This window comes from Saccharopolyspora shandongensis (assembly GCF_900106995.1).
Taxonomy (GTDB): domain Bacteria; phylum Actinomycetota; class Actinomycetes; order Mycobacteriales; family Pseudonocardiaceae; genus Saccharopolyspora; species Saccharopolyspora shandongensis.
In genome coordinates this window covers 25,779-42,910 of the sequence record NZ_FNOK01000051.1, presented here as the reverse complement: position 1 = coordinate 42,910, position 17,132 = coordinate 25,779, and the positions used below count along the sequence as shown (strand labels likewise).

Genomic DNA, 17,132 nt, shown 5'->3' with positions numbered 1-17,132 from the left:
GTTCTCCGGCGCGTCGGGCCCGCCGACGGGGAGTCGGTGTCCAGTGGTTTCAATGGAAACCTCAGTTCAGTTTCAATTGAGGTTTTTCCAACCTCGATTTGCGTGGCGGCGCGGGTGGCGGAACCTCAGCGTCCGCCTGGCTGTGGGTGCCCTGACTTATGTATGCCAATACACGGCGTCAGGGCCGTCCTCGCCAGGCGAACGCTGAGAACCCGCGGCGGTGCCAGTTGCGAAGGGGCCCGAAAGCGCCTGACGGCGCTTGGCGACGGCACGCACTCAGGCGCAGGTCAGACACCGCAGCTGCGGTACCCGACCAGGATGAAAAACCCTCATTGAAACTGATGTCCAGTTCCGTTGAAACTGCGGGTCGTCGCCTGCGGCGTCGGAATCGTCAGATGTCGAAGTCGCCCATGTCGAAGCCGCCTGCGTCAAAGCCGCCAGCGTCGAAGCCGCCAGCGTCGAAGCCGCCAGCGTCGAAGCCGCCAGCGTCGAAGCCGCCAGCGTCGAAGCTGCCGGCGTCGCTCGGGTCTCCGCCGTCGAAGCCCTGGTCGCCGATGCCCTGGTCGCCGTCGGCTCCCAGGCCGTCTTGGAAACCGTCCGCGTACGCGGCTTCCGCCGGGACTCCCGCCATGCCGCCGAACAGGGCGCCCATCAGCACGAACGAGCCCACGCCCCAGGCGCCCGCGACCAGCGCAGGCTTCCACCACGGCTCGCTGTACCAGCCCTGCGGCACCGGCCGCCCGGCGACCGTGCCGCCCGGGTAGTAGTGCGGCGTCTGCTCGGTCGGGTTCGGCGACGCCGCCTGGTGCCGGCCCTCCACCTCGACGTCGCGGTACTCGGTGACCTTGCCCGCGCCGTGCTGGCCTGACAGGTCGGGCAGTTCCGGGCCCGGGTCCATGTCCATCGCGACCCGCGCCGCCCGCACGTAGTACAGGCCTTCCAGCGCGGACTCCGTGGTCAGGCGCGCCTGCGCGGCGGTGTTCGCCCGGTCGAGCTGGGAGATCGCCGCGCCGTGCCGTTCGGCCGCGTCGGCGAGGGCCTGCTTGGCCGCCTCGTTGGTGCCGACCAGGTTGAGCACCTGCCCGCCCAGCCGCTCCACCCAGCGCCGCGCTTCGGCCTTGGCGTCCTCCAGCTGCTTCTGCTGGTGCGCCACGGCCTTCTGGCGGGACCACCAGACCGCGGCGACGATCACCACGAGGGCGATCACGATGATGATGGTTGCGGTCACCCGTGCCTCCCGTTCCGGCGGACGCGCTGATTTCGACAGTACGCCGCCGGAACGAGGTGCAGTCGGGTCAGAAGCTCTCCTGGCAGTGCGGGGCGTCCTCGGTGGCGAACGCGCGGGAGGCTTCGAGCAGAGCGCCGGGGGCGAGTTCGGCGACCCGTCCGGAGCGCGCCAAGCCGGCCAGCGTGTTCCCGCCCAGGTACGCCGCGGCCAGGTCGGTGACGTCCAGCTCGAGCTGGCCGGGATCGTCGGTGCGGGAGAGCTTGGCGATGCCGTCGGAGCCGGCGGTCAGCCGCCACCGGCCCGCGTTCCACGGGCAGAACCGGTCGGTGATGTCGAGCACGACGTCCACCGGGGCCGAGTACCGCCGCGCGGCCAGCGCGCGGTCGACGTCGACGAGCCGCACCCACAGCCCGTCGAGGATCTGCCGGCTCGCCGCGCGCGGGTCGGCGAGCATGCCCACCACCGGCTCGTCGAGCGCGGCCTTCGGCCAGTTCACCTCGCCGACCAGGTCGATGTCGAGCAGGTACCGCCACAGCGCGGCGTAGGCATGCGGGGTCGCCGCGACGAGTTCCAGCACCTGCAGCTGGTAGGCGGGGCCCCGGGTGGTCCACTCGGGCTTGGGGCGGTAGATGACGTAGCCGTCGGGGTGCAGCGCGAACCTGGCCCGGCCCAGGTCGCCGCGCTCGGCGCGGTCGTCGATCATCCGGACCTCCCAGGAGCCGTCGCCCCGGGACAGCCAGCCGGTGCGGGTGGCGGCCACCTCCGGGTAGCGCCGGTGGGCGAACTCCAGCGCGGTTTCCCGGTCGGCCTCCCGGACCCGTCGCTCATCGACGTCCACAGTAGACAGAAATGCGGCGCCGCGGGGCAGGCTCAGGCGGGTTTCGTAGCTGGCCAGGCCGTAGCCGAAGCGTCCGTAGATGGAGCCCTCTGAGGCGTACAGCGCGGCGAGCCCGGTGCCGTCGGCGTGCACCTCGTCGAGCTGGGCGCGCATCAGCGAGGTCAGCACGCCGCGCCGCCGGTGGCCCGGCTTGACCCCGACCGCGGTGATGGCCGCGACCGGGTGCTGCGCCGGGCCGGGCACGGTGATGTCCAGGGAGAACCGCCCGGCGACGCCGATCAGCTCGTCGCCGTCGAAGGTTCCGTGTGCCAGCGATGGGTCGAAGACCTCGCGGTAGCGCTCCATCGCGGGATCCCGGCTGTCGTCCAGGAAGGCCGCGGTGAACACCGCGAAGAAGCTCTCGTAGTCGCCGGTCGAAAGTTTTCTCGTGGTGAGGTCCGCCATGTGGCGTTCTTACCGCCGACGAGCCGTTCGTGCGACCCGTTTTCCGGTCAGGCGCCGAGCGGGACCTCGGCGATGGTCTCCCACTCGGAGCACGAGTGGTCCCGGTTGAGCTTGACCAGCGACAGCGAGGGCACCTTCGCCGTGGTCGGCTCCACCGCGGTCGCGCTGAGCGTGGCGATGGCGAAGATCGCCGGGCCGTCCGTGGTGGAGTGGGCGAGGCTCACGTGCTTGTCGACGTCCTCGGGCTCCGCGGGCAGCGGCGTCTCACCGATGGCCTCGGCGGTCGCTTCCCGCACCGCGGCGCGGAGTTCGAGCACCGTCGACTGCGGTTCGGCCGGCAGCGACAGCGACTCCGGCAGCACCACGGCGTGGTGGAACGCCAGGGTCAGGGGCAGCACCGACGCCAGCCGCGGCCGGGCGGCGGCCAGCAGCGCCTCGATGCGGTCTTCGCCGATCTCGTCGGTGAAACCGATCTCCTGCACCAGGATGTGCATCCATTCCAGCGGGACGAGGTCGAAGCCCGGCAGGTCGCGCAGGGCGTACTGGTAGTCGTTCACCAGCTTGCGCAGCCCGGGTTGGTCGGCCAGCGGCAGCAGCCACGCGTAGCCGGTGCGCCCGGCGCGCCAGCCCGGGCGCCAGCGGGCGTGATTGCGGACCTGATCGGCGTGTGGCATGTCGGTCACCCCTCACATACTGCCCGGGCCGGTCCGGGCGTGGGGCGAGCTTGAGCTATCTCACGGTTTCCGAGGGCTCGCGTTCACCCTGCCGTGCCTTCGCCACCGGAGTGTCCAAGCTGGCCGCCGCGTCGGAGTCTCGCACGCGCAGCCCCAGCAGCAGCCCCAGCCCGGCGAAGACCACCGAGACCAGGAACGCGCCGTGGTAGGCGCCCAGGTGCGCCGCGGCGACCTGGCCGACCGCGGCGGGATCCACTGTGGACGTGCCGCGCTCGGTCAGCACCACCAGCACGGTGGCGACGATCGCGGTGCCCAGCGCGGTGGCGACCTGCCTGCTGACGTTGAACATCGAGCTGGCCTGACCCATGGAAGGACCGGAGATCCGGGCGAAGGTCGCGGTCTGCACCGGCGTCATCAGCAGCCCCATCGCCACGCCCTGCACCGCGAGCAACGCGACGAGGAACCACAGCGAGGTGTCGACGCCCTGCAGCTGCAACCCGATCCCGATCACCACCTGCACGGCGAACCCGGCCAGGATCAGCCGCTTCGGCCCGACGCGACCGTAGATCCGGCTGATCACCTGGGTGGTCAGCAGCATGGTGATGGCCTGCGGCATCAGCACGAGCCCGGCGTGCATGGGCGACACCCCGCGCAGGTTCTGCAGGTACAGCGGGATGAGGAAGAGCACCCCGAACATCGCGCCGGTCTGGCACAGCAGCAGCAGGTTGCCTGAGCGGAACAGCCGGTCGGTGAGCAGCCGGAGGTCGAGCATCGGGGCGCGCACGGTCAGCTCCCGCCAGACCAGCCCGCTGATGAGCAGCACCGCGGCGATGAGGCTCAGCCAGACCTGCGGCTCGCCCCACCCGAGCTGCGCGCCCTGGTCGAGGCCGTAGAGCAGCGTGGCGAGCCCGGCGCCGGCGAGCACGAACCCGGGCAGGTCGAACCGGCCGGGATCGCGACGCGCCTCCTCCTTCAGGAAGAGAACGGTGAACAGCAGCGCCAGCGCCCCGACGGGAACGTTGATGAAGAAGATCCAGCGCCAGTTGGCGTATTCGACGAGGAGGCCGCCGAGCACGGGCCCGAGCATGGGGGCGACGGTGATCGGGATGGAGAGCACGGCGCCGGCCTTGGCGCGCTCGTTGGGCGGGAATGCGCGGAACAGCATCGCCTGGCCGACGGGCACCAGCATGCCGCCGCCGACGCCCTGGAGCACCCGGGCGGCGATGAGGTGCCACATCTCGGTGGACACCCCGCAGAGCACGGAAGCGAAGGTGAAGATCACGACGGCGGCCTGGAAGGTCCGTTTGCTGCCGAACCGGTCGGCGATCCAGCCGGAGGAGGGGATGAAGACGGCGAGGCTGATCATGTAGCCGGTGAGGATCCACTGCAGGGCAGCGGCGTCGACGTCGAACTCCCGCCCCAAGGTGGCCAGGGCGACGTTGAGGATGGTGACGTCCAGGATCTGCATGATCAACGCCAGCACGAAGGTGATGCCGACTAACCACTTGTACTCGAGCCGCCGCACAAAACCCCCAAGATCGAAAGAAGAAGAGGAAGACCACCGACCGGCCGACGAGCGCCCGCCCGACCGCAAAGCGACCGAGACCCGGCCAGGGCCCAAGCCTCCCGCAACCCCCTGACAAAACCCAAAGCCTTTTTATTCCCCAAAAGCCCCAAAATCACGCCCAACAACCCAAACGACCACAAACCCCCAACCCCACCCAAAGCAGCGACGAAGCGGCCCGACCCAGGAGCGGCGAGCAAACCCAAGGGCTCCGGGACCGCGCCGCCGGCGGAGAAGCCCGGGCACGCGGCAGGGCAGAGGCCGCCGTTTTCGCGAGAAACCGGCGCGGGCCCCGCGTAGGAGCGCCGCTTTCGCGCGAAAACGCCCCCCGGACAGAGAGGGAAGAGGCGGGCCATCAACACGACGCGAAGCGGGCACACACCGGCTCCACCCGCGAAGCGGCACTTCCGCCAACATCAGCCGCGAAGCGGCACCGCCAGAGGAAGCGGCGCAGAAGAGGCCAGACATCTCGTCCGGCGGCGAAGAGGTGCGCATCTGCTCCAGCCGCGAAGCGGCGCGCCCACCAACGCCAGCCGCGAAGCGGCACCACGAACTGTCAACGAAGGCGAGAAGCGCCACCACCAACTGACAAGGAAGCCGTGAAGCGGCACCACGAACTGTCAGTGAAGGCGAAGAGGTGACGTTCTGCCTCGGCCACGAAGCCCCAAGGCTGGTCGGAAACCCAGGCGAGGAGCAAGGAAGAGACGCCCCCGCACCGTGGGGGGTGTGGGGGGCTCGGCCCCCCACGGCAAAGGCGAAGAGTAAAGGTCTGGAGGGCGAAGCCCGACAGACACAACAAACCCAACTCGGAGCGGGCGACGGGAATCGAACCCGCGTAGCCAGTTTGGAAGACTGGGGCTCTACCATTGAGCTACGCCCGCGTGCCGGTTTCGCCTGTCCCTCGCGGGTTCGGCGACCTTGCGTGCCACAGCTTAGCGGGTCGCGATAGGCTCTTCGCAACGCACCCGGTTCTTCCGGGTGTGCCGCACGTCGGACGGGGTGTGGCGCAGTTTGGTAGCGCACTCGCTTTGGGTGCGAGGGGTCGTGGGTTCAAATCCCGCCACCCCGACGTCGCGGCCGGCCGCTCGCCTGCAGGTGGGTGGCCGGTTTTCTTTTGCCCGTCGGCGGGCCGGGCGCGGTGATGCGCGTCGCAGCGGGTGGCTGTGGTTCGTAACGCTCCGTCGCGGGCGGCCGATTCCTCCGTCGTGCGCGATTGGAGTGTGGTCGGGTTCCGCGTTCAGCCGCCTGCTTTGGCGGTGTGCGTGGTGCTGGGCGCCGCCGTGGCTTTCCTGGTCGTGGTGTCGTTGTGGGTGCCTGGTCCGCCGGGTTCGACCGAGTTGGCGCCGCCGGACGGGATCATGACCGCGGTGACGCCGACTCGGTTGGGTTCTGCGGCGGGTGCGTTGGCCGGCCGTTGATGGTTTCGGCGGTGCAGGTGGTGGGGCGGATCGCTTTCTTCCCGCAGCTGTTGGGGCGCGGTGGGTCGAGTTCGTGTTCGCGGACCGCGACCTGCCAGCTGCGGCCGTCCTGGTGGCCGATCGTCACCTGGCCGTTCGCCTCGCCGGTGACGCGCAGGGCGTCGGCGAGGTATTCGCCGATGTGCTCTCGGATGGCGAGTTCGGCGGTTTGGCCGGCGCGGGTCCACGACGACCGGCCGCGGCAGTGGTCGAGCACGACCTTGCCGACCGCGGCGGAGGACAGCACCGCTTCGGCGGCGGGCGCGGTCAGCCGCCCGTAGGTGTAGCCGCTGGGCAGCACGACCGCGGCGGGCGCGAAGCGGTGTCCGCCGGTGTGCGTGGATTCCCAGATCGAGCCGTCGTGGCGGCCGGCGAGCTCGGTGATGAGTTCACGGCCGAGCAGTGCGCAGCACCGGTCGCGGCGGCCGTTGGTGCACACCAGCAGCAGCGGGTCGGCGACGGGCCGGCCCCAGCCGTCGTGGTGGCCGGCGGCGATCCGGCCGAAGTCGAGTTCGAGCAGCTCGGCGGGGTTGTCGACGGTCGCGGTCCGCAGCCAGCAGGTGCCGGGGGCGGTGTGCGCGAGGAACACCCGGCGCGGCTTGCCGTCGGCGGTGTCCGCGTGCCTGCCGGGCTGCCGGATGAGCTGGATCCGCACACCGTGCTCGTCGGTGCGCGCGGACAGCGCCCGCCCCAGTTCGGGGTCCAGGTGGCTCTGGACCAGCGCGTTGTGGCCCCAGGGGCCGCGCTGTTCCAGGCACAGCCAGCTGCCTGCCACCGCGGCGGTGCCGGGCAGCGGCTCGGCGAACGTCTCGGACAGGGCGGCGCAGGTGGCCGCGTCGGCTGCGGTGTGGTGCACGTTTCCACTCAAGCACGAATGGGCGCCCGATGGTTAGGTGAGGCTGTCCAACGCGGGTTGTGGCAACCCCGGGCCGTGTGCCCCGGCGGGAAGCAATAGACTCGGAGGTCAGCCCGGCATCGTTGGACGTGGTGGTATGCCGCGCCCGTTGTAAGCGCCGGGAATCAAGCACGTTCGCACTAGGAGACCACGTGAAGAGCACCGTCGAGCACCTGAGCCCGACGCGCGTCCGGATCAACGTCGAGGTGCCGTTCGACGAGCTCAAGCCGAACTTCGACCGCGCGTACAAGGCACTCGCCCAGCAGGTCCGCATCCCCGGCTTCCGGCCGGGCAAGGTCCCGGCGCGGGTGCTGGAGAGCCGCATCGGTCGGGGCCCCGTGCTCGACGAGGTCGTCAACGAAGCGGTCCCGGCGAAGTACCTGGAGGCGGTCAACAGCAGCGAGGTGCGCACCCTCGGTCGCCCGGACATCGAGGTGACCAAGATCGAGGACGGCGCGGAGATCGCGTTCACCGCCGAGGTCGACGTCCGTCCGGAGATCACCGTGCCCGCGTTCGGCGAGCTGTCGGTGAGCGTTGACGACGTCGAGGTCACCGAGGAAGAGGTGACCGAGCAGCTCGACTCGCTGCGCGCCCGCTTCGGCACCCTGGCCGGGGTCGAGCGCCCCGCCCAGGAAGGCGACTTCGTCAGCATCGACCTGGCGGCCACCGTCGACGGCGAGGACGTCGAGGACGCCAAGACCAGCGGCCTGTCCTACGAGATCGGCTCGGGCCAGCTCATCGAGGGCATCGACGACGCGCTGATCGGTGCCGGCGAGGGCGACACTAAGACGTTCACCACGAAGCTGGTGGCCGGCGAGTACGCGGGCAAGGACGCCGAGGTTTCGGTCGTGCTGAACTCCGTCAAGGAGCGCCAGCTGCCCGAGGCCGACGACGAGTTCGCCCAGATGGCCAGCGAGTTCGACACCGTCGAGGAGCTCATCGCCGACCTGCGGGAGCGGCTGGGCCGGGTCAAGAAGATGCAGCAGGGCATGCAGGCCCGGGACAAGGTCCTGGACGCGCTGCTGGAGACCGTCGAGGTGCCGCTGCCGGAGAAGGTCGTCGAGTCGGAGATCGAGGTGCGCCAGCACGACGCGGTGCACCCGTTCGACCACGACGAGGCGCGCTTCGAGGAGTGGCTCGGGCAGCAGGAGAAGACCCGCGAGGAGTTCGACGCGGAGACCCGCACCGAGGCGGAGAAGGCGGTCAAGACCCAGCTGGTGCTGGACACCATCGCCGACGCCGAGGACGTCTCGGTCTCCGACGACGAGCTCACCCAGCGGATCATCTACCAAGCCCAGCGCTTCGGGATGAGCCCGGACCAGTTCGTGCAGCAGGCGCAGCAGTCGGGCCAGCTCGGCTCGCTGTACGCCGACGTGCGCCGCAGCAAGGCGCTGTTCTCGGTCGTGCGCGAGGCCACCGTCACGGACGCGGCCGGCAACGAGCTGGACCTGGACGAGCTGTTCGGCCCGCAGGAGTCCGAGTCGGACGAGGCGGCCGAGACCGCGAAGGCGGAGTGACCAGCCGCTCAGGCGACAACTGGATATAGAGCTAGCCGGACTGGGTGTGATCCGCAGGTGGGCGTCGGGCAAGCGGCGTTAGCCGCTTCCTGCCACCTTCGCAGCTTGCACCGCCGCGAGTTCTCAGAGGCCTTCTCGCGAGGACAACCCCGACGCGACGTATTTAGGACATACGTGCGTCGGGGATCCCGGAGCCGAGAAGGCCTCTGAGGTTCCGCTACCCGCACCGCCACGCAGGCCAGTCCGAGCAATCTCTACGCATGCTCTAAGCGAACGTGGGCGGTACTGGGAAGCTGGTGCCGCCCACGTTCGTTAGGGTCGGTTGTAGCGGATCACCCGAGAGGGAAGCAGGACATCACCTGGGGCCGCCCGACGTGCCGGCCGCGCCCGTCCACTGTGGAAGTGGGCGGAGTGGCCGATGTGGCCCCGGTGGACAACGGCCCATTGTGGGAGAAGGCAGGGAGACGTGACGCAGCACCTGACTGTTCCGACGTCCGACGCGCAGTCGCCGTCCATGCGGACGGGGACGAACGGGCTCTCGCTCAACGACTCGGTTTACGAGCGGCTGCTGCGGGAGCGCATCATCGTCCTCGGCTCCCAGGTCGAGGACTCGATCTCGAACCAGATCTGCTCGCAGCTGCTGCTGCTGGCGGCGGAGGACGCGGACCGCGACATTTCGCTCTACATCAACTCGCCGGGTGGTTCGGTGACGGCGGGCATGGCGATCTACGACACCATGCAGCTGATCAAGCCGGACGTGGCCACCGTGGCGATGGGCATGGCCGCTTCGATGGGGCAGTTCTTGCTGTCCGCGGGAGCCAAGGGCAAGCGCTTCGCGCTGCCGCACGCGCGGATCATGATGCACCAGCCGTCGGCCGGTCTCGGCGGTACGGCTTCGGACATCGAGATCCAGGCCAAGATGTTCTCCCGGCACAAGAAGGAAATGGCTCAGCTGATCGCCGAGCAGACCGGTCAGACGGTGGAGAAGATCACGCAGGACTCGGACCGCGACCGCTGGTTCACCGCGGAGGAGGCCCGCGAGTACGGGTTCGTGGACCACGTGGCGAGCGCCGCGAACCTGCCCGGCTGATCACCCCGCCCGAGACCTAGCAACGAGGAGTCACCTGTCGTGAACCCTTACGAGTCTTTGCAGTCCCGGTACGTCCTGCCCTCGTTCGTCGAGCGCACCGCGTACGGGGTCAAGGAATCGAACCCGTACAACAAGCTGTTCGAGGAGCGCATCATCTTCCTCGGCGTCCAGGTCGACGACGCGTCGGCCAACGACGTGATGGCGCAGCTGCTGTTCCTGGAGTCCGACGACCCGGATCGCGAGATCCAGATCTACATCAACTCGCCGGGTGGTTCGTTCACCGCGCTGATGGCGATCTACGACACCATCCAGTACGTCCGCCCGGACGTGCGCACCATCTGCCTCGGGCAGGCGGCCTCGGCCGCGGCGGTGCTGCTGGCGGCCGGCACGAAGGGCAAGCGCCAGGCGCTGCCGAACTCGCGCGTGCTGATCCACCAGCCGTCGGTGGAGGGCATCTACGGCCAGGTCTCCGACCTGGAGATCCAGGCCGCCGAGGTGCAGCGGATGCGGGAGTTGCTGGAGACCACGCTGGCCCGGCACACCAACCGGTCCCAGGACCAGATCCGCGAGGACATCGACCGGGACAAGATCCTGACCGCCGACCAGGCCGCCGAGTACGGCCTGATCGACGAGGTCGTGCCCTACCGCAAGCTCTCGACGCAGAAGGCGTAAGGAGATTGCACGGCTCCGCTCGCGAGGGCGGGGCGGACGGCCGGGCGTGGTGGTTGCGCCACGCCCGGCCGTCATGCACGACACGCCGGATGCGGCGCTGGTCACACCACGCTCGGCAATGGCGGACACTGTGAGTCTCCCCGAACCCGGGGAACGCCAGGTACCGTCGAAGGCACATACGGTCAGGCGCGCTACCGGACGGCGCGCCGGAGGGGACGGGGTCAGCGGTCATGGCACGTATCGGTGACGGCGGCGACCTGCTGAAGTGCTCCTTCTGCGGGAAGAGCCAGAAGCAGGTGAAGAAACTCATCGCCGGCCCCGGCGTGTACATCTGCGATGAGTGCATCGATCTCTGCAACGAGATCATCGAGGAGGAACTGGCCGAGGCGGGCGAGGTCAAGCTCGACGAGCTGCCGAAGCCGGCCGAGATCCACGAGTTCCTCGACCAGTACGTCATCGGGCAGGACCCGGCGAAGCGGAACCTGTCGGTCGCGGTCTACAACCACTACAAGCGTATCCAGGCCGGTGAGCGCCGGGAGAGCCGTGGTGAAGAGGCCGTCGAGCTGGCCAAGTCGAACATCCTGATGCTCGGCCCCACCGGCTGCGGCAAGACCTACCTGGCGCAGACGCTGGCCAAGATGCTCAACGTCCCGTTCGCGATCGCCGACGCGACGGCGCTGACCGAGGCCGGTTACGTGGGCGAGGACGTCGAGAACATCCTGCTCAAGCTGATCCAGGCGGCCGACTACGACGTGAAGCGCGCCGAGACCGGGATCATCTACATCGACGAGGTCGACAAGATCGCCCGCAAGAGCGAGAACCCGTCGATCACCCGCGACGTGTCCGGCGAGGGTGTGCAGCAGGCGCTGCTGAAGATCCTGGAGGGCACCACCGCGAGCGTGCCGCCGCAGGGCGGACGCAAGCACCCGCACCAGGAGTTCATCCAGATCGACACGACGAACGTGCTGTTCATCGTGGCCGGCGCGTTCGCCGGGCTGGAGAAGATCGTCGAGGAGCGGGTCGGCAAGCACAGCGTCGGCTTCGGCGCGGAGCTGCGCTCGAAGGCCAAGATCGACACCACCGACCACTTCGCCGACGTGATGCCCGAGGACCTGATCAAGTTCGGGCTGATCCCGGAGTTCATCGGCCGGCTGCCCACGGTGGCCAGCGTGACGAACCTGGACAAGCCGTCGCTGGTGCAGATCCTCACCGAGCCGCGCAACGCGCTGGTGAAGCAGTACAAGCGGTTGTTCGAGATGGACAACGTGGAGCTGGAGTTCACCAAGACCGCGTTGGAGGCCATCGCCGACCAGGCGATCCTGCGGGGCACGGGCGCGCGCGGGCTGCGCGCGATCCTGGAGGAGGTCCTGCTGCCGGTGATGTACGACATCCCGAGCCGTACGGACGTCGCCAAGGTCGTCATCACGGAGCAGACGGTTCGCGAGAACGTCAACCCGACGATCGTCGCGCGCCAGGCCACTCGCCGCGAGCGCCGCGAGAAGTCCGCCTGAGTCCTGGTCGGTTCGTGTCGAACAGTTCCGCCGGGCGCCGGAGGTCGCCCGCTTCCCGGATCGTTCTGCGCTGATCCGACACCCGTGGTCACTCGCTGCGGATCCGGCGCGGTTAGATGATCATTGGTTGCGACCAGACGAACGATTCCGGGAACGGTGCCATGAGCGAGATGCATGTCCTGCTGATTCACGGGATTACCGGGTCCGGTCCCTGGCACTGGCAGCAGTGGCTCGCCGGGCAGCTGCGCGAGCAGGGTGTCCGGGTGGACCTGCCTCGCCTGCCCGATCCCGACCGGCCGGTGCTCGACCGGTGGCTGAAGGTGCTGCGGGAGCGGCTGGAGGCAGTGCCGCGGGAGGCCGAGCTCGTCGTGGCGGTGCATTCCTGCGGAGTGGCGCTGTGGCTGCACCACGCCGCGACGATCGCCGGGCGGGACCGGCGCGCGGACCGGGTCCTGCTGGTGGCTCCGCCCGCCCTGGACTGGCAGCACCCGGACGCCCAGGACATCACGCCCTATCCCACGGACGCCGCGGCGCTGCGCCGCGCTGCCGGGATCACCAGGCTCGTGGTGGGCACCGGCGACCCGTACCTGTCGATGTACCGGGCGCACGCGCTGGCTGCGGACCTGCAGGTCGAGATGGACGTGATTCTCGATGGCGAGCACCTGAACACCGACGCGGGCTACGGCCCGTGGCCGTCGGTGCTGCGCTGGGCCCTGTACGGCTCGGTGCCGCTGAACGACCGCTTCGACACCGACACCTACACCGCGGGGCCCTCGCAGGACCGGCTGCGGCTGGTGTGACCGGCCCTCACTTCTTGCGGGTTCGGGCGAGCTGGCCGCCCACGAAGTCGACGACCTCCGGCAGGGCCTTCCGGTAGTAGCGGCTGTTGTGCCCGCCTGGCGTGGTCGAGGCGTACTCGGGCCGGGCCGCGCCGATGAAGCGGCGGGTGCCCTCGATGAAGCGGTCATCGGTGCCGCACCACACGCCCAGCGGCACGTCCCCGAGCTCGTCGACGTGGCGGAGCGGGTCCATCGCGGCCCACTCGGCCTCGTTGGCGAAGGCGCGTCGCTTGCTCATCTCCCGCCAGCTGGTGATCAGGGCGGGCGAGACGACGGCGGCGGCCGACAGCGGATTGCCCTGCTCGCGCCGGCGGCGGGCGTAGAGCAGCGCCCCGAACCCGCCCATCGAGATGCCGGCCGCCGCGAACGGCTGGCCGCTCGGGCCGCCGAGGCGGCGTTCGGCCAGCCAGCGCGGCACCTCGTCGAGCAGCATCGACATCGGGTCGTCGCCCGGCCACCGGTGCCAGTAGCTGTTCCCGCCGCCGTCCACCGCGAGGAACGCGAACGGCGGGATGCGGCGCGCGGCCACCGAGTCGGACAGCCAGGTCGGCAGCCCGCCCGCGGACTTGCGCGCGTCGCCGAACCGGCCGTGCAGCATCAGGCAGACCGGAAGCCCTTCGCGAGCAACGCCTTTCGGGAACATCGTGACCAGGTGGACGGGGCAGTTGCGGGCCTGCGAGTACACCTGCTCGATGAGCACGTTCGACTCGTCCACGAACTGAGCCGCCGGGCGCGTGTCGAGGTCGGCGGTCAGCCCGATGCTCAGCGCGGCCAGCCCGGCGACGCCGGAGGCGAGGACGCTGCGCCTGCCGAGCATGCGGCCGCGCGATTCACCGTCGCCCATGCGCCCTCCCGTTTTCGCCGTCCGACTTCATCGTGCCAACGGGGTGCGCCGGCACCAACCGAGTGGGACGCAATCACGCGATGTCCTTCGTCACGATGCGTTCGGTTCCGGTGTAGACGTTCATGGTGCGGCCGCGGAGGAAGCCGATCAACGTCATGCCCTGCTCGGCCGCGAGGTCCACGGCCAGCGACGACGGCGCGGACACCGCGGCGAGCGCGGGCACCCCGGCCATCGCGGCCTTCTGCACGAGTTCGAACGACGCCCGGCCGGACACCATCAGCACGCAGCCGGTCAGCGGCACCCGGTCCGCCAGCACGGCCCAGCCGAGGGCCTTGTCGACGGCATTGTGCCTGCCGACGTCTTCGCGCACCACGAGCTGTTCGCCGTCGGCGTCGAACAGGCCCGCCGCGTGAAGCCCGCCGGTGGTGTCGAAGACGCGCTGCGCGGCCCGCAGCCGGTCCGGGAGGCCGGCGAGGGTGTCGGTGTCCAGCGTGAGCGGGTCGTCGGCGGGGGAGTGCCGGGTGCTGAGCCGGACGGAGTCCAGCGCGGCCTTGCCGCACACCCCGCAGGACGACGTGGTGTAGAAGTTGCGCGTCACGGAGGCGTCCGGCGGCTGGACGCCGGGGGCGAGCAGGATGTCCAGCACGTTGTAGGTGTTGCGGCCGTCGGGGCCTGGGCTGTCGCAGTAGCGGGCCGTGGACAGCTGGGCCTTGTCGTGGATGACGCCTTCGGTCAGCAGGAACCCGTGCGCGAGTTCGACGTCGTGGCCGGGCGTGCGCATGGTGACCGACAGCGGCGCGCCGTTGACCCGGATCTCCAGCGGCTCCTCGGCGGCCAGCGTGTCCGGCCGGCTCCGGCTGCCGTCGGCGGCGATCTTCAGCACCGGTCGTCGCACGGTGACGCGTCCCATCGGGTCCTCCCTACCGGCCGCATCGGCGAAATCGTCCTCGTCCGAATGCCCTTGTACACCGTATGCTCAGCCGCGCTGTGATCAACGCCGCATCGGGGAGGTCCCATGGTCGCAGACCTGCTCGCCCCCAACAGAATCGTCGCACCTCACGACTGGAACAGGTGGCTGGTCCCGCCCGCCGCGCTCGCCGTGCACCTGTCGATCGGGCAGGTCTACGCGTGGAGCGTCTTCAAACCGCCGCTGGAGGACACCCTCGGCCTGTCCGGGACGCTCAGCGCGCTGCCGTTCCAGCTGGGCATCGTGATGCTCGGGCTGTCCGCGGCGCTGGGCGGGACGCTGGTGGAGCGCCGCGGCCCGCGATGGGCGATGACGGTGTCCGCGACGTGCTTCTCGGCGGGGTTCCTGCTCTCCTCGCTCGGGGTGTCGATCGGCCAGTACTGGCTGGTGGTGTTCGGGTACGGGTTCGTCGGCGGGATCGGGCTCGGCATCGGCTACATCTCGCCGGTGTCGACGCTGATCAAGTGGTTCCCGGACCGGCCGGGCATGGCGACCGGCATCGCCATCATGGGCTTCGGCGGGGGCGCGCTGATCGCCTCGCCGTGGTCGGCGCAGATGCTGGAGTCCTTCGGCACCGGCAATTCCGGGATCGCGCTGACGTTCCTGGTGCACGGGCTGGTCTACGCGGTGTTCATGTCGCTGGGCGTGCTGCTGGTCCGGGTGCCGCCGCCGGACTGGCGGCCGGCGGGGATGCCGGAGCGGACCGCGAGCCCGATGATCACCACGGCGAACGTGACGGCCCGCAACGCGGTGCGCACGCCGCAGTTCTGGCTGCTGTGGGTGGTCCTGTGCTGCAACGTCACCGCGGGGATCGGCATCCTGGAGAAGGCGTCGCCGATGATCGTCGGCTTCTTCGCGGACAGCTCGACGCCGGTCGCGACGGGTGCGGCGGCCGGGTTCGTCGCGTTGCTGTCGCTGACCAACATGGCCGGGCGGTTCGTCTGGTCGTCCACATCGGACATCATCGGGCGCAAGAACGTGTACCGGCTCTACCTGGGCGGCGGGGTGCTGCTGTACCTGGGAATCATGCTCTTCGGCGCGACCGGGGTACCGGTGTTCGTGCTGTGCGCGATGCTGATCCTGTCGTTCTACGGCGGCGGTTTCGCGACGGTGCCGGCCTACTTGAAGGACCTGTTCGGCGGTCTCCAGGTGGGCGCCATCCACGGCCGGCTGCTCACCGCGTGGTCGGTGGCCGGGGTGCTGGGGCCACTGATCGTCAACGCGATCGCCGACGTCCGCAAGGCGGCCGGCGCCACCGGGCCGGACCTGTACACGACCTCGCTCTACATCATGATCGGCCTGCTGGTCGTCGGGTTCGTGGCCAACGAGCTGGTGCGGCCGGTCCATCCCCGGTTCCACGAACCGGCCACCGGAGGTGAGCGATGAACCGCCGAGCACTGCTCGTCCTCGCGTGGGCGTGGGTCGGCCTGCCTTTTGCCTACGGCGTCTACCAACTCGTCCAGAAGGTCACCCAGCTCTTCACCGGCTAGCGCGGTCGATGGCCGCGGTCACCTCGTGGACAGAGGTGACCGCGGGGAACTGGACGAGCCACCAGGTGACGCCGGCCGCCCGGTAGAAGGGCGGGATCGTCGCCCGGCGGGCCGCCGACGACGCCTGCGCCGTCTAGCCGACACGCGGGTTGGAGTGGGGTTTTACCTGGTCAGGAGCCGGTCTTCGCGGGTGCGAGGCGGCGGCGGACGTGGTCGGGGAGGACCGCGGCCTTGCGGGCGAGGGTGTCGACGAAGGCCGAGGTGAGCGGGTCCGGGCCGCTGCGCGTGTAGGCGGTCAGGGTCCGGTGCACGGGCGGATCGGGGCGCAGCAGCGCGCCGTCGAATCGGGTCGGGATGATGTTCGCCGGAACCAGCGCGGGGCCCAGCCCGGCGGCGGCGAGCATGGGAGCTGCGGCGGTCTGCTCGGTGCGGATCGCGGCCCGCGTCTGGAAGCCGGCACCGGCGCAGGCCTGTTCGAGCACGTCGGAGAGCCCGTTCTCCGGGCTGTAGTGCACCCATCCCCGGTCGGCGAGCGCCGCGAGCTCGATGCGCGTCGCGCCCTCGCCGACGACCGGATCGTCCGGCGGCAGCACGACGACGAACTCCTCCACGCCCAGGGTGTGCACCGGACCGTCCCAATCGGACGGTGGCGGCCCCACCGCGAGATCGGCCTGCCCGGCCGTCATCGCGGCGCGGAGCTCGTCGGTGTGCCGGTGCTCGAAGAGTCTGATGTGGACACCGGCGTGCTCGCGGCGCCAGGCGCGCAGCACCGGCGGCAGCACGCCGAGGCTGATCGAGTACACCGTCGCGAGCTGCAGTTCGCCGCTTTCCAGCCCGCACGCCTGCCGGGCGGCCAGCCGGGCGCGCTCGGCGTCGGCGAGCGTGGCGCGGGCGTGCGGCAGCATCGCGCGGCCCATCGGCGTCAGCCGCACCGCGCGCGGCAGACGCTCCAGCAGCGGGCCGCCGACCTCCCGCTCCAGCGCGCGCACCTGGTGCGACAGCGCGGGCTGGGTGACGTGCAGGAGCTCCGCGGCGCGGGTGAACGAACCCTCCGCCACCACCGTGACCAGGTACTCGAACTGCCGCAGCGTTGGCATGAACA

The 17,132-nt window shown here is 70.0% G+C and carries 15 protein-coding genes and 2 tRNA genes; 8 read left to right on the top strand and 9 right to left on the bottom strand.

Translation table 11 applies throughout. The features are described from left to right. Nucleotides 1–391 precede the first annotated feature (391 nt). From BLW84_RS36010 to BLW84_RS35990, 5 genes are all read right to left on the bottom strand, one after another. Nucleotides 392–1,228 (bottom strand): hypothetical protein, encoded by an 837-nt coding sequence (locus tag BLW84_RS36010; protein WP_093274995.1) that lies wholly within the window; start codon nucleotides 1,226–1,228, stop codon nucleotides 392–394. Between the two features lie 67 nt (nucleotides 1,229–1,295). Further along, nucleotides 1,296–2,510, bottom strand: a complete 1,215-nt coding sequence (locus BLW84_RS36005) for a GNAT family N-acetyltransferase (RefSeq protein ID WP_093274992.1) — start codon at nucleotides 2,508–2,510, stop codon at nucleotides 1,296–1,298. A 47-nt stretch (nucleotides 2,511–2,557) separates the two neighbouring features. Further along, complete coding sequence (locus BLW84_RS36000; RefSeq protein ID WP_093275056.1) at nucleotides 2,558–3,184, bottom strand: 2'-5' RNA ligase family protein; 627 nt, start codon at nucleotides 3,182–3,184, stop codon at nucleotides 2,558–2,560. A gap of 55 nt (nucleotides 3,185–3,239) precedes the next feature. Continuing rightward, nucleotides 3,240–4,709 carry an MDR family MFS transporter gene (locus BLW84_RS35995; protein ID WP_093274989.1) on the bottom strand — a complete coding sequence of 490 codons (1,470 nt, stop codon included), beginning with the start codon at nucleotides 4,707–4,709 and terminating at the stop codon, nucleotides 3,240–3,242. Between the two features lie 849 nt (nucleotides 4,710–5,558). Beyond that, nucleotides 5,559–5,629 (bottom strand) — tRNA-Gly (locus BLW84_RS35990). Between the two features lie 114 nt (nucleotides 5,630–5,743). On the opposite strand from BLW84_RS35990, the gene BLW84_RS35985 reads away from it, so the two are divergent. Then, nucleotides 5,744–5,817, top strand: a tRNA-Pro gene (locus tag BLW84_RS35985). A 287-nt stretch (nucleotides 5,818–6,104) separates the two neighbouring features. On the opposite strand, the gene BLW84_RS35980 is transcribed toward BLW84_RS35985, so the two are convergent. Then, nucleotides 6,105–7,061, bottom strand: coding sequence for a ferredoxin family protein (locus BLW84_RS35980; protein ID WP_093274985.1), 957 nt, complete (start codon nucleotides 7,059–7,061; stop codon nucleotides 6,105–6,107). A 191-nt stretch (nucleotides 7,062–7,252) separates the two neighbouring features. Between BLW84_RS35980 and tig the strand changes: the two genes are divergently transcribed. The 5 genes from tig to BLW84_RS35955 all read left to right on the top strand — a co-directional run bounded on the left by tig (nucleotide 7,253) and on the right by BLW84_RS35955 (nucleotide 12,690). Then, a complete protein-coding gene (gene tig / locus BLW84_RS35975; protein WP_093274983.1) occupies nucleotides 7,253–8,617 on the top strand; it encodes a trigger factor in 1,365 nt (454 codons plus the stop codon). A 466-nt stretch (nucleotides 8,618–9,083) separates the two neighbouring features. Then, nucleotides 9,084–9,707, top strand: coding sequence for an ATP-dependent Clp protease proteolytic subunit (locus tag BLW84_RS35970; protein ID WP_010695833.1), 624 nt, complete (start codon nucleotides 9,084–9,086; stop codon nucleotides 9,705–9,707). Nucleotides 9,708–9,746: 39 nt separating this feature from the next. Continuing rightward, nucleotides 9,747–10,379 (top strand): ATP-dependent Clp protease proteolytic subunit, encoded by a 633-nt coding sequence (locus tag BLW84_RS35965; protein WP_093274981.1) that lies wholly within the window; start codon nucleotides 9,747–9,749, stop codon nucleotides 10,377–10,379. A 230-nt stretch (nucleotides 10,380–10,609) separates the two neighbouring features. Beyond that, nucleotides 10,610–11,890 (top strand): ATP-dependent Clp protease ATP-binding subunit ClpX, encoded by a 1,281-nt coding sequence (gene clpX, locus BLW84_RS35960; protein WP_093274979.1) that lies wholly within the window; start codon nucleotides 10,610–10,612, stop codon nucleotides 11,888–11,890. A 161-nt stretch (nucleotides 11,891–12,051) separates the two neighbouring features. Next, entirely contained in the window at nucleotides 12,052–12,690 is a 639-nt protein-coding gene (locus tag BLW84_RS35955; protein ID WP_093275054.1) for an RBBP9/YdeN family alpha/beta hydrolase, read from the top strand. 7 nt (nucleotides 12,691–12,697) lie between these two features. Here BLW84_RS35955 and BLW84_RS35950 read toward each other — a convergent pair whose 3' ends face one another. Both BLW84_RS35950 and fdhD read right to left on the bottom strand, forming a co-directional pair. After that, on the bottom strand, nucleotides 12,698–13,573 hold the full coding sequence (locus BLW84_RS35950) for an alpha/beta hydrolase (RefSeq protein ID WP_093274975.1): 876 nt from the start codon (nucleotides 13,571–13,573) through the stop codon (nucleotides 12,698–12,700). A 73-nt stretch (nucleotides 13,574–13,646) separates the two neighbouring features. After that, a complete protein-coding gene (gene fdhD / locus BLW84_RS35945) occupies nucleotides 13,647–14,483 on the bottom strand; it encodes a formate dehydrogenase accessory sulfurtransferase FdhD (RefSeq protein ID WP_093274972.1) in 837 nt (278 codons plus the stop codon). A gap of 105 nt (nucleotides 14,484–14,588) precedes the next feature. On the opposite strand from fdhD, the gene BLW84_RS35940 reads away from it, so the two are divergent. Continuing rightward, nucleotides 14,589–15,926, top strand: coding sequence for an OFA family MFS transporter (locus BLW84_RS35940; RefSeq protein WP_093274970.1), 1,338 nt, complete (start codon nucleotides 14,589–14,591; stop codon nucleotides 15,924–15,926). Then, nucleotides 15,923–16,030 (top strand): MFS transporter small subunit, encoded by a 108-nt coding sequence (locus tag BLW84_RS50515; protein ID WP_425441805.1) that lies wholly within the window; start codon nucleotides 15,923–15,925, stop codon nucleotides 16,028–16,030. The genes BLW84_RS35940 and BLW84_RS50515 overlap by 4 nt, the downstream gene beginning before the upstream one ends. Before the next feature lie 170 nt (nucleotides 16,031–16,200). Here the strand turns inward: BLW84_RS50515 and BLW84_RS35935 are convergent, their stop codons facing one another. Beyond that, complete coding sequence (locus BLW84_RS35935; protein ID WP_093274967.1) at nucleotides 16,201–17,127, bottom strand: LysR family transcriptional regulator; 927 nt, start codon at nucleotides 17,125–17,127, stop codon at nucleotides 16,201–16,203. Between the last annotated feature and the right edge of the window lie 5 nt (nucleotides 17,128–17,132).

Coding starts and splice junctions, on each gene's coding strand:
- BLW84_RS36005 (WP_093274992.1), bottom strand. CDS start 2,510: ATGGCGGACCTCACCACGAGAAAACTTTCGACCGGCGACTACGAGAGC.
- BLW84_RS36000 (WP_093275056.1), bottom strand. CDS start 3,184: ATGCCACACGCCGATCAGGTCCGCAATCACGCCCGCTGGCGCCCGGGC.
- clpX (WP_093274979.1), top strand. CDS start 10,610: ATGGCACGTATCGGTGACGGCGGCGACCTGCTGAAGTGCTCCTTCTGC.
- BLW84_RS35955 (WP_093275054.1), top strand. CDS start 12,052: ATGAGCGAGATGCATGTCCTGCTGATTCACGGGATTACCGGGTCCGGT.
- BLW84_RS35950 (WP_093274975.1), bottom strand. CDS start 13,573: ATGGGCGACGGTGAATCGCGCGGCCGCATGCTCGGCAGGCGCAGCGTC.
- fdhD (WP_093274972.1), bottom strand. CDS start 14,483: ATGGGACGCGTCACCGTGCGACGACCGGTGCTGAAGATCGCCGCCGAC.
- BLW84_RS35940 (WP_093274970.1), top strand. CDS start 14,589: ATGGTCGCAGACCTGCTCGCCCCCAACAGAATCGTCGCACCTCACGAC.
- BLW84_RS50515 (WP_425441805.1), top strand. CDS start 15,923: ATGAACCGCCGAGCACTGCTCGTCCTCGCGTGGGCGTGGGTCGGCCTG.
- BLW84_RS35935 (WP_093274967.1), bottom strand. CDS start 17,127: ATGCCAACGCTGCGGCAGTTCGAGTACCTGGTCACGGTGGTGGCGGAG.